At 42.5% G+C, this 15,257-nt stretch carries 17 protein-coding genes and 2 pseudogenes; 7 read left to right on the forward strand and 12 right to left on the reverse strand.

Annotated features, from left to right (window positions below):
* Nucleotides 1–68: 68 nt before the first annotated feature.
* The 5 genes from HWQ23_RS24800 to HWQ23_RS24820 form a co-directional block, all read right to left on the reverse strand.
* Nucleotides 69–431 carry a hypothetical protein gene (locus tag HWQ23_RS24800; RefSeq protein ID WP_292834188.1) on the reverse strand — a complete coding sequence of 121 codons (363 nt, stop codon included), beginning with the start codon at nucleotides 429–431 and terminating at the stop codon, nucleotides 69–71.
* A 740-nt stretch (nucleotides 432–1,171) separates the two neighbouring features.
* On the reverse strand, nucleotides 1,172–1,462 hold the full coding sequence (locus tag HWQ23_RS24805; protein WP_292834191.1) for a type II toxin-antitoxin system RelE/ParE family toxin: 291 nt from the start codon (nucleotides 1,460–1,462) through the stop codon (nucleotides 1,172–1,174).
* A gap of 3 nt (nucleotides 1,463–1,465) precedes the next feature.
* Nucleotides 1,466–1,747: a type II toxin-antitoxin system ParD family antitoxin gene (locus HWQ23_RS24810; RefSeq protein WP_292834194.1), complete on the reverse strand. Its 282-nt coding sequence runs from the start codon at nucleotides 1,745–1,747 to the stop codon at nucleotides 1,466–1,468.
* Nucleotides 1,748–2,085: 338 nt separating this feature from the next.
* Complete coding sequence (locus tag HWQ23_RS24815; protein WP_292834197.1) at nucleotides 2,086–2,472, reverse strand: type II toxin-antitoxin system VapC family toxin; 387 nt, start codon at nucleotides 2,470–2,472, stop codon at nucleotides 2,086–2,088.
* 2 nt (nucleotides 2,473–2,474) lie between these two features.
* Entirely contained in the window at nucleotides 2,475–2,720 is a 246-nt protein-coding gene (locus HWQ23_RS24820) for a type II toxin-antitoxin system Phd/YefM family antitoxin (protein WP_292834200.1), read from the reverse strand.
* 308 nt (nucleotides 2,721–3,028) lie between these two features.
* Here HWQ23_RS24820 and HWQ23_RS24825 point away from each other — a divergent pair, with 308 nt between their 5' ends.
* Nucleotides 3,029–5,464, forward strand: coding sequence for an endonuclease MutS2 (locus tag HWQ23_RS24825; protein ID WP_292834203.1), 2,436 nt, complete (start codon nucleotides 3,029–3,031; stop codon nucleotides 5,462–5,464).
* 142 nt (nucleotides 5,465–5,606) lie between these two features.
* Here the strand turns inward: HWQ23_RS24825 and HWQ23_RS24830 are convergent, their stop codons facing one another.
* On the reverse strand, nucleotides 5,607–6,527 hold the full coding sequence (locus HWQ23_RS24830) for a molybdate ABC transporter substrate-binding protein (RefSeq protein WP_292834206.1): 921 nt from the start codon (nucleotides 6,525–6,527) through the stop codon (nucleotides 5,607–5,609).
* 718 nt (nucleotides 6,528–7,245) lie between these two features.
* Between HWQ23_RS24830 and HWQ23_RS24835 the strand changes: the two genes are divergently transcribed.
* The 3 genes from HWQ23_RS24835 to HWQ23_RS24845 all read left to right on the forward strand — a co-directional run bounded on the left by HWQ23_RS24835 (nucleotide 7,246) and on the right by HWQ23_RS24845 (nucleotide 10,336).
* On the forward strand, nucleotides 7,246–7,851 hold the full coding sequence (locus tag HWQ23_RS24835; RefSeq protein ID WP_292834209.1) for a DUF3038 domain-containing protein: 606 nt from the start codon (nucleotides 7,246–7,248) through the stop codon (nucleotides 7,849–7,851).
* 231 nt (nucleotides 7,852–8,082) lie between these two features.
* Nucleotides 8,083–9,714 carry a DUF4335 domain-containing protein gene (locus HWQ23_RS24840; RefSeq protein WP_292834212.1) on the forward strand — a complete coding sequence of 544 codons (1,632 nt, stop codon included), beginning with the start codon at nucleotides 8,083–8,085 and terminating at the stop codon, nucleotides 9,712–9,714.
* Nucleotides 9,715–10,051: 337 nt separating this feature from the next.
* A complete protein-coding gene (locus HWQ23_RS24845; RefSeq protein WP_292834215.1) occupies nucleotides 10,052–10,336 on the forward strand; it encodes a YiaA/YiaB family inner membrane protein in 285 nt (94 codons plus the stop codon).
* A 199-nt stretch (nucleotides 10,337–10,535) separates the two neighbouring features.
* Here HWQ23_RS24845 and HWQ23_RS24850 read toward each other — a convergent pair whose 3' ends face one another.
* The 3 genes from HWQ23_RS24850 to HWQ23_RS24860 are packed head-to-tail and all read right to left on the reverse strand — an operon-like array spanning nucleotide 10,536 to nucleotide 11,632.
* A complete protein-coding gene (locus tag HWQ23_RS24850) occupies nucleotides 10,536–10,997 on the reverse strand; it encodes a ferredoxin (RefSeq protein WP_292834218.1) in 462 nt (153 codons plus the stop codon).
* On the reverse strand, nucleotides 10,997–11,383 hold the full coding sequence (locus tag HWQ23_RS24855) for a DUF1257 domain-containing protein (RefSeq protein ID WP_012406942.1): 387 nt from the start codon (nucleotides 11,381–11,383) through the stop codon (nucleotides 10,997–10,999). Before HWQ23_RS24855 ends, HWQ23_RS24850 begins: the two co-directional genes overlap by 1 nt.
* A gap of 39 nt (nucleotides 11,384–11,422) precedes the next feature.
* Nucleotides 11,423–11,632 (reverse strand): DUF2997 domain-containing protein, encoded by a 210-nt coding sequence (locus tag HWQ23_RS24860; protein ID WP_292834221.1) that lies wholly within the window; start codon nucleotides 11,630–11,632, stop codon nucleotides 11,423–11,425.
* A gap of 325 nt (nucleotides 11,633–11,957) precedes the next feature.
* Between HWQ23_RS24860 and HWQ23_RS24865 the strand changes: the two genes are divergently transcribed.
* The gene (locus tag HWQ23_RS24865; protein ID WP_292834223.1) at nucleotides 11,958–12,113 is read left to right on the forward strand and encodes a hypothetical protein; all 156 of its coding nucleotides are present in this window, start codon (nucleotides 11,958–11,960) and stop codon (nucleotides 12,111–12,113) included.
* A 180-nt stretch (nucleotides 12,114–12,293) separates the two neighbouring features.
* Here HWQ23_RS24865 and HWQ23_RS24870 read toward each other — a convergent pair whose 3' ends face one another.
* Nucleotides 12,294–12,743: an HD domain-containing protein gene (locus HWQ23_RS24870; RefSeq protein WP_292834226.1), complete on the reverse strand. Its 450-nt coding sequence runs from the start codon at nucleotides 12,741–12,743 to the stop codon at nucleotides 12,294–12,296.
* A gap of 108 nt (nucleotides 12,744–12,851) precedes the next feature.
* On the opposite strand from HWQ23_RS24870, the pseudogene HWQ23_RS24875 reads away from it, so the two are divergent.
* Nucleotides 12,852–13,061, forward strand: a pseudogene (locus HWQ23_RS24875) (UPF0175 family protein); the annotation flags it as partial.
* Nucleotides 13,062–13,096: 35 nt separating this feature from the next.
* Nucleotides 13,097–13,216, forward strand: a pseudogene (locus tag HWQ23_RS24880) (PIN domain-containing protein); the annotation flags it as partial.
* Nucleotides 13,217–13,266: 50 nt separating this feature from the next.
* Here HWQ23_RS24880 and HWQ23_RS24885 read toward each other — a convergent pair.
* Together HWQ23_RS24885 and HWQ23_RS24890 are read right to left on the reverse strand one after the other, a co-directional pair.
* Complete coding sequence (locus tag HWQ23_RS24885) at nucleotides 13,267–13,827, reverse strand: hypothetical protein (protein ID WP_292834229.1); 561 nt, start codon at nucleotides 13,825–13,827, stop codon at nucleotides 13,267–13,269.
* 134 nt (nucleotides 13,828–13,961) lie between these two features.
* Nucleotides 13,962–15,188 (reverse strand): type II secretion system F family protein, encoded by a 1,227-nt coding sequence (locus HWQ23_RS24890; RefSeq protein WP_292834232.1) that lies wholly within the window; start codon nucleotides 15,186–15,188, stop codon nucleotides 13,962–13,964.
* Nucleotides 15,189–15,257: the final 69 nt, after the last annotated feature.

The raw sequence follows: 15,257 nt of genomic DNA on the forward strand, positions 1-15,257 counted from the left end.
CACGCCTATGTCTATTAGGATGCGTTAGGAGTTTAACCTAACGCACCGCCAGATAAAGTAGTGTGTGATTATGGAGTTACCTTTGAGGGTGTCGCCGTGGTTTTGCGGGTGCGTTTGCTTTTGCGAAGACCACCCGCCATTTCATATTCACTGCTGTCTGTGCCGTAAGTAAATGCAATTCCAATTAGCATTTTATCAGTGAGGTCAGTTAAAGTTTTTTCCAATTCATCCATATTGGTTTTAGAAGAGTCAATCACCGAAAGAGCAGTATTATAAGCATCAATTTTGATGCGTAATTGCTGGCTTATTTGGGTTATGTTTTGCACGTTGCGAGTCTCTCCAAAATCCATATCAGGATCAATTGCTCTGAGTCCAGCAAGTCTTAATTCTGCTTTTTCTAGAGCGCGGTATGTACGTTTTTGACGAGGCATATATAATATTCTTTTGATTGTCTTCTAGAGCTAGCTTGCCTTACTAAAGCTAGATTTTGGTTCAGTAGAATCCACACGAATTAGTAGCGAGTGTAATATTAACCTCAGCAATATTAACTAATAACACGATGTTAATAAGAAAAAAATCATGAGTTTAAGAAAAAAATCGTGATTTTAAGAAAAAAATCATGAGTTTAAGAAAAAAATCATGATTTTAAGAAAAAAATCATGAGTTTAAGAAAAAAATCGTGATTTTAAGAAGGAAAGCTTAGATATAAGACGCAATGAGTTGAAAAAGCTACACTAAAGTCTCTAAAATCGGAAATATTCAGATAAATCTCAATTTTTTAACTTAATTGCCATAATGCACAGCCAGACTACAAACTTAAAAAGCAAAATTTTTAATTTTTAATTAAAAAAACCTCAAGCTTCCATTGGCACTCAAATTATTAACGGGCATAAACTTCTACTCTACAAAAACGAAGGGCGGTACAGCGAAGCCTAACCCCTCTACACCCAAGCCTTGGAGATGTGCGATCGCATTTTAGGAGTTAGTCATCCCACTACACAATTCGTAAAAATCTAGCAACCCTACAACGCCAGTCTACTCCCCGTGCCATCTGCAAACGTTGCTTAGGTCAGTTATTCCAAATCTTAAGGGCGATATTAATTCGTAATTCGTAATTCGTAATTAAAAAACTAGGTGAGGGCGATTAAAATTGTAGAAAATAATTAGTTTATCAGTAAATAATATCGGGCAAATGCCTTGCACCATGCACAACGCGCACGACTTCAATACCTTCGCTGATATTCCGGTAGAGAATCAGATAGCGACCAACTGGAAAATACCTTAACCCTGGCGCAATATCAGGACGCGCTTGACCAAGTTCTGGGTTATCAGCTAGCATTTGACATTTTGTATCAATCTGGTTAAGCAATCTGTCAGCTGCTGTTGGATTATCAGCCGCAATGTAAATCCAGATTTCAATCAGGTCTTCTTCGGCTTTAGCAGTGCGGATAAAACGTCTCACAAATCATGCATCTTTTTGAGGAATTTGACCTAAACGCCTACGGGCTTCCTGTTTAATAGCTTCAATATCTTTATACTGCCCAGCACCACTGTCAATTCCTTCTTGCCAAAGACGGCGTAATTCATCAATATTTTGCAACTGCAACAGGCGTTTTTGTTTCCAGTCTTGTAGTGCTTCTCGGATAACTTCACTGCCACTAGCATATTCACCAGATTCCACCGCATCACGCACAAAAGCAGCTATTTCTGGTGTAAGAGCAACACTAATTTTCTCAACGTTAGGCATGACTGGGCATCCTTTTTACTCTAAAGTAGCAAAGATTCCTATTAAAAGTTAAGATTGCAATGTCTACGATGGTCACTGAGCTTTGTTGAAGTGTGGGCTACGCCGGAGCTATTCTACCGTTTTCCCTGCTGTGGCGAGTTGTTAAAAAATTAATTCGTAATTAAAACATTGGCTTTGCGCGTCACCGATAGCGCAGCGTTAGCGAGTCAGACGCTCCTGCGTCGCTAACGCTGCGCTATCGAGCGTCACAGCCTGTCGTAGACATCGCTTTTCTCTTATCAACACAAATGCGTAAGCGTAGCCCGTCGTAGCGATCGCTGTTGTCTAAAAAAATCCTTTTACCAGATAGTCTCGACAGAATACTGTGCAATTTTCTGGTCGATGGTCACAATTGGCAAATTCTCTACTTGACTTTGGGCAATCAGAATCCGGTCAAACCGATCTCGGTGAATGTTTGGCAAAGTGGCAACCTGTAGAGTGTGTGTCATTTGAATATCTAGACTCTGGAAGCGGTTCAGTGCTAGTCGGTTTGGAATATATTCTTCTACAGGTTCAGGTAAAGTTAGCTTACCCGATTTAGTCTTGATGACAATCTCCCAGACACTTGCCACGCTCAGAAATAAAAGATTACCTGAATCAGCAATTATACTGCGACTGGTGGAAGATAACTGAGGGTCATCTGTCACCCACCAAAGAAATGCATGGGTATCCAGTAAAACTCTCATCGCTAAACTAGATTAGAACTGTCAAAATCATTTAGGATATCTTCTGGTAAAGGCTCGTTAAAATCTGGTGCAATGATAACTTTACCTTTATCCAATCCTGGAATTCGAGGTGAGGCTGTATCTGTGACGACTAGGCGTGCAACTGGAATCCCTTTCTGTGCAATCACGACCTCTTCACCAAGTAATACCTGACTCAGCAATTCAGAAAACTTGGCAGTTACTTCAGAAACATTGACGGTGATAGTCATTTGCCCAAGTAATTGTTAATTCCTAATATTTCTTAGGATAACACTGGCTATAATTGCATTTTTCAGTCTTGTGGCGATGACGTGATTATTAAAATCTGGTGCAATAATAACTTTACCTTTATCCAATCCTGGAATTAGAGGTGAGGCGGTATTTTTGACACTCTGCGGTCTGTTCGCCCTTGGCGTCTCCCCTTGGGAGAAGACACGCAGATTCTTTAAGACTTGGCGTGATCCAGTTGGGGTACTTTACGATTGATCCATCTAGGAGCTAGAATTGTTACAATAATTTCAGATTAGATATTGAAACCTTGATCCAATCTGAAACCTTAGAACTATTAGAATGGCATCGCCTCTGCCAGCACCTTGCCACCTTTGCGGCAACTAAGCTGGGGGCTAGAGCTGCGCGTCATCTGAAAATACCCGATTCTCAGAGCCAAAGCGAACAGTTGTTAGAGCAAACCAAAGAAGTCTACCAACTGGAAACTCGCATGACCACAGGACTGTCATTTGAGGGAATTCAAGATATTGGCGATTCCTTAGAACGGGCAGAACGTAGCGGAGTTTTGACAGGAGATGAACTGTTAGCGATCGCCACCACCCTCGCTGGTGCCAGAAATTTGCGCCGTGTGATTGACAATCAGGAAGATTTGCCGATACTGACTGATTTGGTTGCCGATTTGCGGACTTATCCAGAACTAGAGCAAGAAATTCACCGTTGTATTGATGAACGCGCTCAGGTAACTGATCGCGCCAGTCAAAAACTCGGAGAAATTCGCACAGACTTGCGGCGATTACGCAGCCAAATTACTCAAAAGCTGCAAAATATCTTACAGGCAAAATCTGGGGCAGTTCAAGAACAACTGATTACCCAACGGAGCGATCGCTTTGTCATCCCCGTAAAAGCACCCCAAAAAGATGCAATCCCTGGTATTGTTCACGATACCTCTACTAGCGGTGCAACGCTGTACGTGGAACCGAATTCAGTAGTGCCTCTAGGCAACCAACTGCGACAGATCATCAGGAGAGAACAAGCCGAAGAGGAAACGGTTCGGCGCGTTTTAACAGAACTTGTAGCCGCAGTTAAACCAGATTTAGAGAGGTTGTTAGCGATCGCTACCACTTTGGATTTGGCAACCGCTAGATCACGATATAGTTACTGGCTAGGAGCGAATCCGCCGCGATTTATCCATCCTAAAGACAATGAAATCATTACCTTGCGGAACTTACGACATCCTCTGTTAGTGTGGCAACAACAGCACGAACAAGGGCAACCAGTAGTTCCTGTCAATTTATTAATAAGTCCGCAAATTCGGGTAGTGACAATTACCGGGCCAAATACTGGCGGTAAAACTGTAACCTTAAAAACTTTGGGGTTAGCAGCATTGATGGCGAAAGTCGGTTTATTTATCGCCGCCCGCGAACCAGTAGAAATACCTTGGTTTGATCAGGTGCTAGCAGATATTGGCGATGAACAATCCTTACAGCAAAGTTTATCCACATTCTCTGGACACATCCGCCGGATTAGTCGGATTTTAGAAGCTTTGGGGAGTGTGGGAGATGAGGGATCCAATGCCCCATACCCCACTCCCCACTCCCCACTCCCCACTCCCCACTCCCTAGTTTTACTCGATGAAGTCGGTGCAGGAACCGATCCAGTTGAAGGTAGCGCCTTAGCGATCGCCTTGTTGCAATATCTAGCCAACCATGCCCAGTTAACGATCGCCACGACTCACTTCGGGGAATTAAAAGCCCTGAAATACGAAGATGAGCGGTTTGAAAACGCCTCTGTAGAATTTGACGAAAGTACTCTCTCGCCTACTTACCGTCTGCTGTGGGGCATCCCCGGACGTTCTAACGCCTTAACTATTGCCCTGCGCTTGGGATTAAAACCAGAAGTGGTAGAACAGGCGAAAACTCAAGTGGGAGAAGCCACAGATGAAGTTAACCAGGTGATTGCTGGGTTAGAAGCGCAACGCCGCCGCCAGGAAACCAAAGCTGCGGAAGCCCAAAGTTTGTTGCAGCAAGCGGAACGTTTATACAAAGAAGTATCCGCAAAAGCCGCAAGTTTGGAGGAAAGGGAAAGCAGTTTGCGGGCTTCACAGGAAGTAGCAGTCCAACAAGCGATCGCTCAGGCAAAAAGTGAAATTGCCCAAGTTATCCGCCGCTTGCAAAAAGGTACGCCCACAGCCCAAGAAGCCCAGCAAGCAACCAATGCTTTGAATCAAATTGGCCAGCAATATCAGCCAGCAACGCCAGCAAAACCAAAAGCTGGATTTATGCCCAAAGTAGGCGATCGTGTCCGCGTTCCCAAACTCGGACAGATAGCAGATGTGATCACCGCCCCTGATGAAGATGGGGAGTTAAGCGTTCGCTTTGGGCTAATGAAGATGACTGTGAAGTTGGAAGACGTAGAATCTTTAGATGGTCAAAAACCAGAACCAGTTGTCAAACCCAAACCAGCCCCAGCAGTAGTAACGCCACCACCGCAAAGTGTCCCAGAAATTCGGACTTCCCAAAACACCATCGATTTGCGTGGTAAACGGGTGGCTGATGCCGAATACATTTTAGATAAAGCCATCTCCGAAGCTACAGGCCCACTCTGGATTATTCACGGGTACGGCACTGGTAAGCTGCGACAAGGAGTTCACGCCTTTTTGCAACAGCATCCCAGGGTGAACAACTACGAACCAGCAGAACAAGCAGATGGCGGCAGTGGTGTTACCGTTGCTCACATAAAAAAATAAAGTGGCAATTGCAATACACTCTGACCTCACTTCCATTCCTCTCTCCTTTTAGGAGAGAGGCTTTCGAGGCGGTTTCTACTTCAGGGATTTCCAAGAAATAAATTATCCATCTTGTGGGGTGGGCAGGAAAGGCCACCTTTGGCTACGAGGAGACAAATGCTTGTTTTTTCTTCAGGATTAAAGCTACACCTACAGCCAGGAAAATTCCACCCGCACCCTGATGTTCGGGAATAGAAGTAGAAGGTGGGGTAAATCCATACTTTGCCAAAATTTCTTGGCCTTTTTGTGACAGGATATATTCAGCTAATTTTTCACCATCAGGATCGGCGTTTTTCAGTGTAGCCAATCCATAATTAGCTTTCGTTGCTAAATAGTTGGGTAATTCTACTATTTGTAGATTCTCACCACCTTCTGTTGTTTGGGCAGTCTTCCCGCTAGTGTAATAAGCTAAAAAGATATCTGCCTGCTTTGTTTCTTCTAAAAAGTAGACTAAATTATTTTTGCCATTAGGAACTATAGGAGCATTAGGATTACCACCTACTAACTGCAAGGCTTTATCTTTCAAAATTTGAGAACTACCAGGTGTAACCTGATCGGCCTTGTCAAATATCTGCCACGCATAGTTCCCAGATGGATCTGCCACAGGCGTCGAAGTTCCCAACTTGATTTCGGGTTTTAGCAAAAAGTCCAACAAATTATCTGATGTGATACCAAGTCCTGATCTGACAACAGCAGTCATGCGGTTGCTAGCGAAGTTTACTACAGGTTCACTTAAACCTTCTTGAAACAATCTCTGAGGGTTCTCAATATCTGCGCTGGCAAAAACATCTGCGGATTTTCCGGTTTCGGAGAATTCTTGCTCTATAAATTCTCGTGTTAAACCAGACGGGCCAAATCGCGTTTCTACTGGAATCTCATATTTCTCCTTAAAAGATTCAGCTACTTCTGTGAGGCTATCGCGCAAACTACCAGCGCCATATAGCTTAACTGCAAATGCTTGAGTTGGCATCATCACACCGACAGCACAAGCTATCAGTGAAAAGGCAAAAAAATGCTTTTTCATAGTTTTTATATTATTGCGTTGCGATTACTACTGAGTGAATTATCTGTAACTCATGCTTAAGCATGGGTTTTGGTAAATGTCTAAACTATTACCTTTGCCCATCGATTTTATAAATCAGTTCTGATATGTGCGTGGTTTGCGGTTAGAGCCATACTACCAACCAAGTTGGATATAATCAAGTAGCCAACATCTTTAAATGCTGACTTGAGCAAATTTTCATGGAGGCATCAATCGTCCTGATGTTGCCCAGCCTATGCTGAAATAACAGGCTGCACACAAGCGAAACTGGGGTGGGATGATGGAAAGCAGCAAGAAGCGGCTTTAGCAAACAGGCAAAAGATTTGTATAGTAATTATGTATACATGAAGACCCAGTAATAAACATCAAGAAATTTCAAAATTTAAAACCGCAAACGAATTAGGAGGTATTGTACATAATTACTTAGCGATAATTAGCGGTTAACATTCAAAACAATAGTTTATTTATACTGTTGTACGGAGCTAGCAGCGAAAGTCGAGTAAACGTTAACTAGAATTGATAATTTTCTACTTTGTCAAAAATAAATTTTCATCTAGAGTAAGACAAAGATACCTGCTGTTTACCACATAAAAAAGCTAAATGAAGCCTCTGGCTCATAGCTATGGGAAACCAAGCTTGATTCTTAAGAGTCTGGTTTCAAAATGGGTAACAGCAACATCACCTATCAGCTTGATCACCTATGCTAAAAGTTATGCACTCGGCCGCCAACTCAGCCACTCCAAATTCCCAGTGGGAGGATTTAATCAAGCTTCCAGCCCCAAACACAGTTCAATGGGATAATATCAAAACCCAATTAGACTTGGTGCTGTTGGCGCTAGAAACCTTAACTGGCATTGGTTCAGAGGCTATGCTTTCGGCGGCAACTGATCTGAATTTAGAGTCAAGAGTGCCAGACCGCGTAGCTTTATGGCGACTGCGCCAATCAAATCCCCTACGCAAAGGTCAAGGAGGGCGAAAAAAGCTAGATGTCGAAGAAGCGCGATCGCTTGTTCTGATCACTTGCTACCTAGCCAAACAGCACCAGGAATTGATTCGCCGCGCTGTCGGACTGTTGGAACAAATGGCAGAAAATAACCGGGAACCTCATCAGGCTGCTTTACTTGGAGATTATATTGATGCTTTTTGCAACACCTACCAAGAGCGGATGGAAGAGGACGAGCAAATCTCAACGGATTTACTAACCAACCTGGCACTAAAACTGCTTGTAGATTTACTTTTTTATAGCGCTCCTGGTGGGCATCGCCGTCTCTGGCTAGCACTTATAGACCGTTCAACAAAATTTTAAATTAAAGAATTGAAATTCCTCAAGCAAAATTCACTCAAATTAAGTTTGCTAGGTCAGGAAACTCTTTTGATAGTCGTTAGCTCTTGGGCGATACACTATCAGCACTGCTTCCTCCTTGCACACCAGTTTGGATAACGGAAGGAACCTGACAAAATTCTGAGTGGAGGAATCCGCCGTTCCAACTTTTCTTTTTTTGCAAAATCCCCAATAGTCTTCCTCGCAGTTCCTGCCATGCCTCTATCAAATTCTGTCATTCGTTGCTACACACCCCCGACTTGCACGCTAGAAGTATTCGCGCAAAGCTCACCTCTGTCTCGTTGGATGGGGAAAACTGTTCTCAAGCACCTAAGCTTTGAGCTACGTTTTGATGATCCGCGACTACCAGAAGAAAACAGAGTTCCAATTCGGGGCGATCGCGAACAACTCGAAGCCTTATCCGATGCCGTCACCAGCTACGTACAACAATTTCTCCAACAGCCTCCAGAAAGCTTTTGGGCCACTTTCTCCAGTAACCAGGAGTCAAGCACAGCATTGGATGAACCGGGATTAAAGTCCTCAACAAAAATATTAAATTCCTTTAGTACCCAGATTCCTGGGGCAAATATCCACTTAGAACCAAACAGCTATTTAACTCACAACTTATTTCTCGGTTCTCTCGCCAACCACGCATCTGGCCCCGTAATTCAACTCACTCTGCTGCAACTATTTGATTTGGCAAGTGCTTTAGATGAATATTCGACTGATGTCATCGCACTTCCAACTCTTAACAGTACTTCGAGTCTCAGATTCCCTACTTGGGCGCCTGTTGCCGCAGTATTAGTATTAGGTGTAGGTTTATTACCAGTTACCTGGCAATATGCCAACAACATCAGGGAAAAGCAACAGCAGACAGCCAAAACAGCAGATCCAGCAGCCGTAAAGACTGCTTTAGAACCTTCACCTTCACTAAACTTCCCTACGCCTGAACCCGGACTCACCACTCCATCAGATAATTTGCTTGGTTCGACCCCTCCACTTCCCACATCCACTTTGCCCCAAGCACCTCTAGTAGTCCCTAGTTCCAGTTTCTCTACACCGCCAGCTGTACTTCCAAATAATGCACTGACAATACCTCCGGGGACGACTTCAACCCTTCGCACCAATGGAGCGATGCCTTCGGCGAGCTTCGCTAACGCACCATCCAGCAAAATCCCAGGCCAGGAAATTGCCATATTACCAAATCTGGCACAGAACCCTACAGCGTCAAGTCCCCAAACTGCTACTCTGCCTCTGCGGCGGAATTTACCACCGAGACTATCTTCTACCACAGGCAGCTTACCAACTAATATCTCACCAGTCCCCCCGTCTCTTGACACCATACCCAATAATAGTGGTGGCAATACTCTTACCGAACCCTCCACACTAAACTCACAACAGCAGCTAGAGGAAAGAATCAATTCCTTGGAGACACCTTCTCCTGGAGAGAAACCTACTTCAAAACTTCCCTCCTCTAGAACTGCGGATAATAATCCCTTTATCGATCAATTAGGGAACGGACGCAAAACCCCCACATCCACACAAGTGGCAACTAACAGCACATTATTTGATACACCTCAAGTAGCAGAAGCTAGAGAATATTTAATAAAGCGTTGGCAACCACCGACTGGACTAGCACAAACATTAGAGTACAGTTTGATAGTCAGTGTTGACGGTACAGTTGAACGAATTTTTCCCCTTAATAAGGCAGCAAGAGAATTTGTCGATAGCGCTGGGATGCCTGAACTTGGTAAACCTTTTGTTTCTGCCAATCCACGCGGACAAAATGTCAAAATTCGAGTTGTTCTCAGTCCTGATGGCAAGGTACAGACTTTTTCAGATGAATAAGTAAATTAATCTGTTTAATGCCACTTGTAAAACTGGTACAAACCTTGTACCAGTTTCTGTTTATGCCAATTGCTCTTAAGCTTGCCTTTTAGAGTCCAGTTACCAAACTGGTCTTACTATTGATACCAGTAAACCTACCAATCAATACAATCACTATTAACACCAATTCTCCAAAATTAAATTATAGATACAAGTCTAGAAAACCAGATGAAATCTGACGCTCTTAATTACGAATTACCTTAACGTCACAAAGAGCGAGTCAGACACTTTGCGAACGCTATCGAGCCTGATTACGAATTACGAATTGGTATAAATCACTCATATCAAAGTAGGAAATATGCAAACAATTGGTACTCAAAAAGACAGTCCAGCTTGGGTTATTCAAACTTGGGCAGCTTTTGTGATTTCTATTTCTATGACCACCTTCGGCGTTGTAAACTTACCTGTGGATGGCTGGGTGAAAGGCTTTATGGGTATGGGTTTGGCTTTTTCTATTGGCTCAACTTTTACTTTGGCAAAAACTACTAGAGACTTGCATGAAACTAGAAGATTAACTGCTAGGTTAGACGAGGCGAAAGTAGAAAAATTGCTTTCACAGCACGATCCTCTAAATTTCAAATGAAGGCAGCCATAACAATTTTAGATTTTGGATTGCCAATTTTGGATTAATCGGACTTAAACAAAAATCCCTTTCAGCAATATTAAACAATACTAGCTTTTACCATTTGATGTGATTTACACATCAGAAATTAACTAGTATGACGAAAAACAAAAGGACTGGATATACCAGTCCTTTGTTATATTTATTTAACGTTTTTATCTTAATAACGCGATTTTTTGGTCTTTAACTTTTGCTTTTTACGCCGACGTTGGCTAGCAACAACTGCATGTTCTACCGGATAACCCACTACAGGAATTACCTGATATTTGCGCTCTTGTTCTAACTTATTCAGTTCAGTGTAATCAAGCCAGTGAATGCAATCAACCGGACAAGTGTCAATTGCTTCTTGGATAATTTCTTCAGCATCCCCATCTTGCCGAACCACGCGCGATCGCCCGTAATCTGGTTCAATGTAAAAGGTGTTACGCGCAACGTGAGCGCAGTGCTTACAACCAATACAGGTGATTTCGTCAACATAAACACCATTTTGGCGAAGCACACCGCCCAATTCCGGTTCTAAACCAGAACGTTCTGGGGCATCCCGTAAAAAACCCCCTAATTCTGGTTCCAAACCCGAACGATTATCTTCTTGTTCTTCCGGCGACGGCAGAAAATCAGCCATTACGCACTCCAGCGTTGTACTACCAAGCGAATTGAACCATCTTCATTTTTTTGTTGTTCCGAGACTTGAAAACCAACACGAGCGGTTTCTTTCACAACTGTTTGATAAGCATAGCGCTGTGTTACCTGGCGCAAAAATCCGTCCACAGACAAGTCTTGCTGCCAATATTGCAAGTCAGCCACCAGTTCATATTCTTTGCCATTCCATCTAAAACCGATGTCGTAGCCATTTTCCTGCTCAATACTAACTTCCGCAGGATGGGTTTGACCGCGATAGCCACGTACTTCTCGTGGACCTGGTTTCCAGTCTACGCCCAATTCAGTCAAAGCATCTTTCAAAGAATCAAGGTTACGGATTTGAGTCTTAATTTGGCTAAAGTGTGACATGGTGGTTATGAATTAATAACACTAAACTACTGTGAAAACTTACCAATCGCTGTAAGTGGTGTGCGTATTCGCCACATTAGATTGCTGCACCTTAGCGGCGAAATATTCTGAGGTTGGCTCAAGATTAACTACTTGCCCCAGCTGTGCCTCTATTGCTGCTGTAACCTCAGCGCAAGAAGCACCCACAATGCCAGTGACTTTCTCTTGTACCCGACCATCTGGATAGATTATGAACTCTAATGTCTCCATGCTCTTGGCCAACCACGATAAGTACGCTTAAATAAATAGTACTGCCTTAGCAGAAGGATACAAATATACCCGTGGGAACATTTTTACTTAGATACAAACTTGCCATTTTTTAACTAATGTTCCATATTTCAACATATATATTTCATAATCTTTACAAAAATTATTAATTTTATCAGCATACACATCAGTATTTAGTTAGTCTCTCTTAACCTGATCGATTAGTCAAGGTAACTACTGAAAAAAGCCAAGTAAGCTGGAAAAGCCGTAAGAATAAGCATTAGAGGTAGTATAGCCAGCAAGACAATTCACAAAAATATAAAATCTATTGAAAAACTTCATCATTATTAAGTTTGCCCTATTCCTCCAAGGTTTCCCACAAGATAGTAGTTATCATCAACGGCGTACATCCTCTGGGTTCACCAGTAATAATCCGATCGCTAGCCTTATACTTATTGAACCCGGATTTCTCACAAAGGTTTAAACGATTAGCCCAAAACGCTTATGCCACTTAGACTTGAGATAAAATCCCCCGTTCACATACTGCTGTGATTCATGCAGTGTCTAAAACGCTCAAAATCTAAGCCTGATAAAGGTTTGGTCATAGCGATCGCACCGCTTGTGAGAAATGCGGGTTGAAGCGTCCATTTGGTGTAGCAAAATGTTATGCTGCTTGACTACGTAACAACCTCGAATCACCTTCTGCTGCAATTATCTTAAAACAAAAATCCATCTCAAGAAATAATTCCCAGTAATCTTTTCTGCACTGGGTAGCCAACCTTTTAATCACAATATCTTCAAGTTGAGTATTACGCTTACCTTTCCAAAGGTTATCAGCTAAGGCAACAAGTAACTCCTCAAGCGAGCATTCCATTGTTTGCCATTGCCCATGAGAACGGCAACATCGTGCAAGGTTTGGATTAATACCATTACTAATTAACAACTCTTCACCGTCGGCTTCGTGATTATTTCCTTTTGCAACAAGCTCATCTGGATGAAGAATCTTTCCTGCATCATGAAACGCAACACCAAGATGTACAAAGTCTCGATCAAATGGAACTCGTAATTGTTGCAGTTTTGTAATCAACAAATCAGTAGCTTCACCAACTAACATGACGTGGAGAATCAGCTTTGATGAAGCTCCCAAATGTTCAAGAAACTCCTAAGCATCTTCTATTGTTTGAAAGGTTCTAATCTGGCTACTCATTTAGCATTTCCATCTATGAACGTCGTCATTCCTAATGAAATACTAACCGCAACTCGGATGACTGAAGGCGAAATGAAGCAGGAAATTGCGGCGATCCTCTTTCAAAAAGAAAAGTTAACCCTTGCTCAAGCCAGCCGATTTGCAGGAATGAATCGTATAGCATTTCAGCATCTACTCGCAAGCCGTCAAATTTCAGTGCATTACGGTGTGGAGGATTTGGAACAAGATATAGAAAACTTGCGGGCGATGGGTAGACTGCGATCATTGTCAGTGATACTTCGCCCATCAATAACCTGGCCGCCATTAACCATCTTCATTTACTACAACAGCTTTACGGAACAGTCCTAATTCCTGAAGCTGTCTACCGAGAACTAACTGATAACTCCTCACTTTTAACTCCTAACTTTTAACTCCTAACTCCTCACTTTTTCTAAGCTGGTGGAATTTGTGGAGAGAAAATATCTGTGAAATTTTCCTCAAGCAGCGAATCTGATGTTTGCATGATAAATGGGAGTTCGGCTCCCACGAGTCCTCGTTGGATGCGTTCTAAAGTCTCACTAAAAACGACAAACAGAGGATATATGGTATTAGATCCTTCACTCAAAATATGGCTGTGGCGCAGAGGCATCAACCACTCATAATCATTGTCTAGCCAAACTTGGGTTTGTCGCCAACGTCCTAACAAATCAGAAAAATCTTCATGAGCACGATGAATAAAGACTAAAATTTCTGGTTCAGTTTTGATTTTCCACTCTGGGTCGCACATCAAAATTGCCAGATCACAGGGTAAGCAAATCGTTTGTGGGGCTATGGTAGCAGTGTTGCGAAGACGGACAATGGGCAAGGGTATAGTGATGACACTTTCATCTGGACGGCGCAAACTGGGAATCATCTCCAAGTATGGCCGATATTGCTTTAGTAAGGCGATCGCAGCTAGATGATTGCTGTACTCTGCCAAACTCGCTTCGTACTGAGATTTTTGCACAGTCATAATTTATTAAATAGTGAGTAGTTAGAAGTGATAAGTTAAGAATCAAATTTATAAGTTAGAAGTTAGAAATACAAGTTTTAACTCCTAACTCCTAACTCCTAACTCCTAACTCTTAACTCTTAACTATTAATCCTCTATCCCAACGTTTCAAATACTTTAAACATCGGCAGATACATCGCTAGCAAAATGGTTCCAACCATTCCCCCTAGAACTACAATCATCACTGGTTCCAAAATACTGGTCATTGCTTTTACTGCCTGCTCAACTTCATCTTCATAGAAATCGGCAACTTTCATCAACATTGCATCTAATTCTCCAGTTTCTTCTCCGATACTAATCATCTGAATTGCCATAGCCGGAAAAACGCTTTCACTTTGTTGTAAAGCAATGCTAATCATACCTCCTTGTTGAATCTCAAGGCGGGCTGCATCTATGGCATTGGCAATCACTTGGTTTCCTGATGTATCCCGGACAATTTCTAAGCAAGTTAAAATTGGCACACCTGAACGAGTCAAAGAACCAAAAGTTCTGCTAAAGCGGGCGACCGAAGATTTTTGAATTAAGTCGCCAAACAACGGCACCTTCAGGGAAAGACGATCAATTGTTAGGCGACCACCAGGAGTTTTACCGAATTGTCCATAGCCAATTTTCAGTCCGGCAATAATAAAGAGAAGGATGACAGCTTTCGGACTTCTCAAAAATTTACTAGCATCCATCAAGAATTGCGTTAGAGGTGGTAATGTAATTCCAATTTGTTCAAAAATCGTGGCAAAAATGGGAATAAGAAAAATGGTCATGCCGAGAAAGATAGCAACTGCTATAAAACCCACGACCACTGGATAAGACAATGCTGATTTAATTTGGTTTTGTAAGCGGGCAACATCTTCTAACAACTTGGCTAAACGATTCAATACTTCGTCTAGAACACCACCAACTTCGCCAGCTTGAATCATACTCACATATAATCCATCAAAGCAGTCAGGATGCTTCCGCATTGACTCGGAAAGATTCATTCCGCTTTGAACATCAATACTAATTTCCACAAGAGCTTGTTTCAGTTTAGGGTTACTACACTGTTCAGAAAGTACCCCCAGACTTCTAACGATCGCAACTCCCGCATTCATCAAAACGGCAAATTGACGCGAAAAAACAGCTTTGTCTTTCACAGAAACCTTAACTAAGGAATTCTGGAAATTTTTGAAGGCAACATCTGGTTGAAATCCTTGAGATTGTTTCAGTTCTTGGATTACAAAACCTTGATCTCTAAGATTAGTCCGAGCTTGTACCAAGGATTCGGCAACAATTTTTTGTGTTTGGGATTTTCCTTGAGTATCGCGAACACGGGCAACGTAGTTTGGCATAAATTAATTCAAAATGGGCATTGGGCATTGGGCATTGGGCATTGGGCATTGGGCATTGGGCATTGGGCA

Source organism: Nostoc sp. JL33 (assembly GCF_017114985.1).
GTDB lineage: Bacteria > Cyanobacteriota > Cyanobacteriia > Cyanobacteriales > Nostocaceae > Nostoc.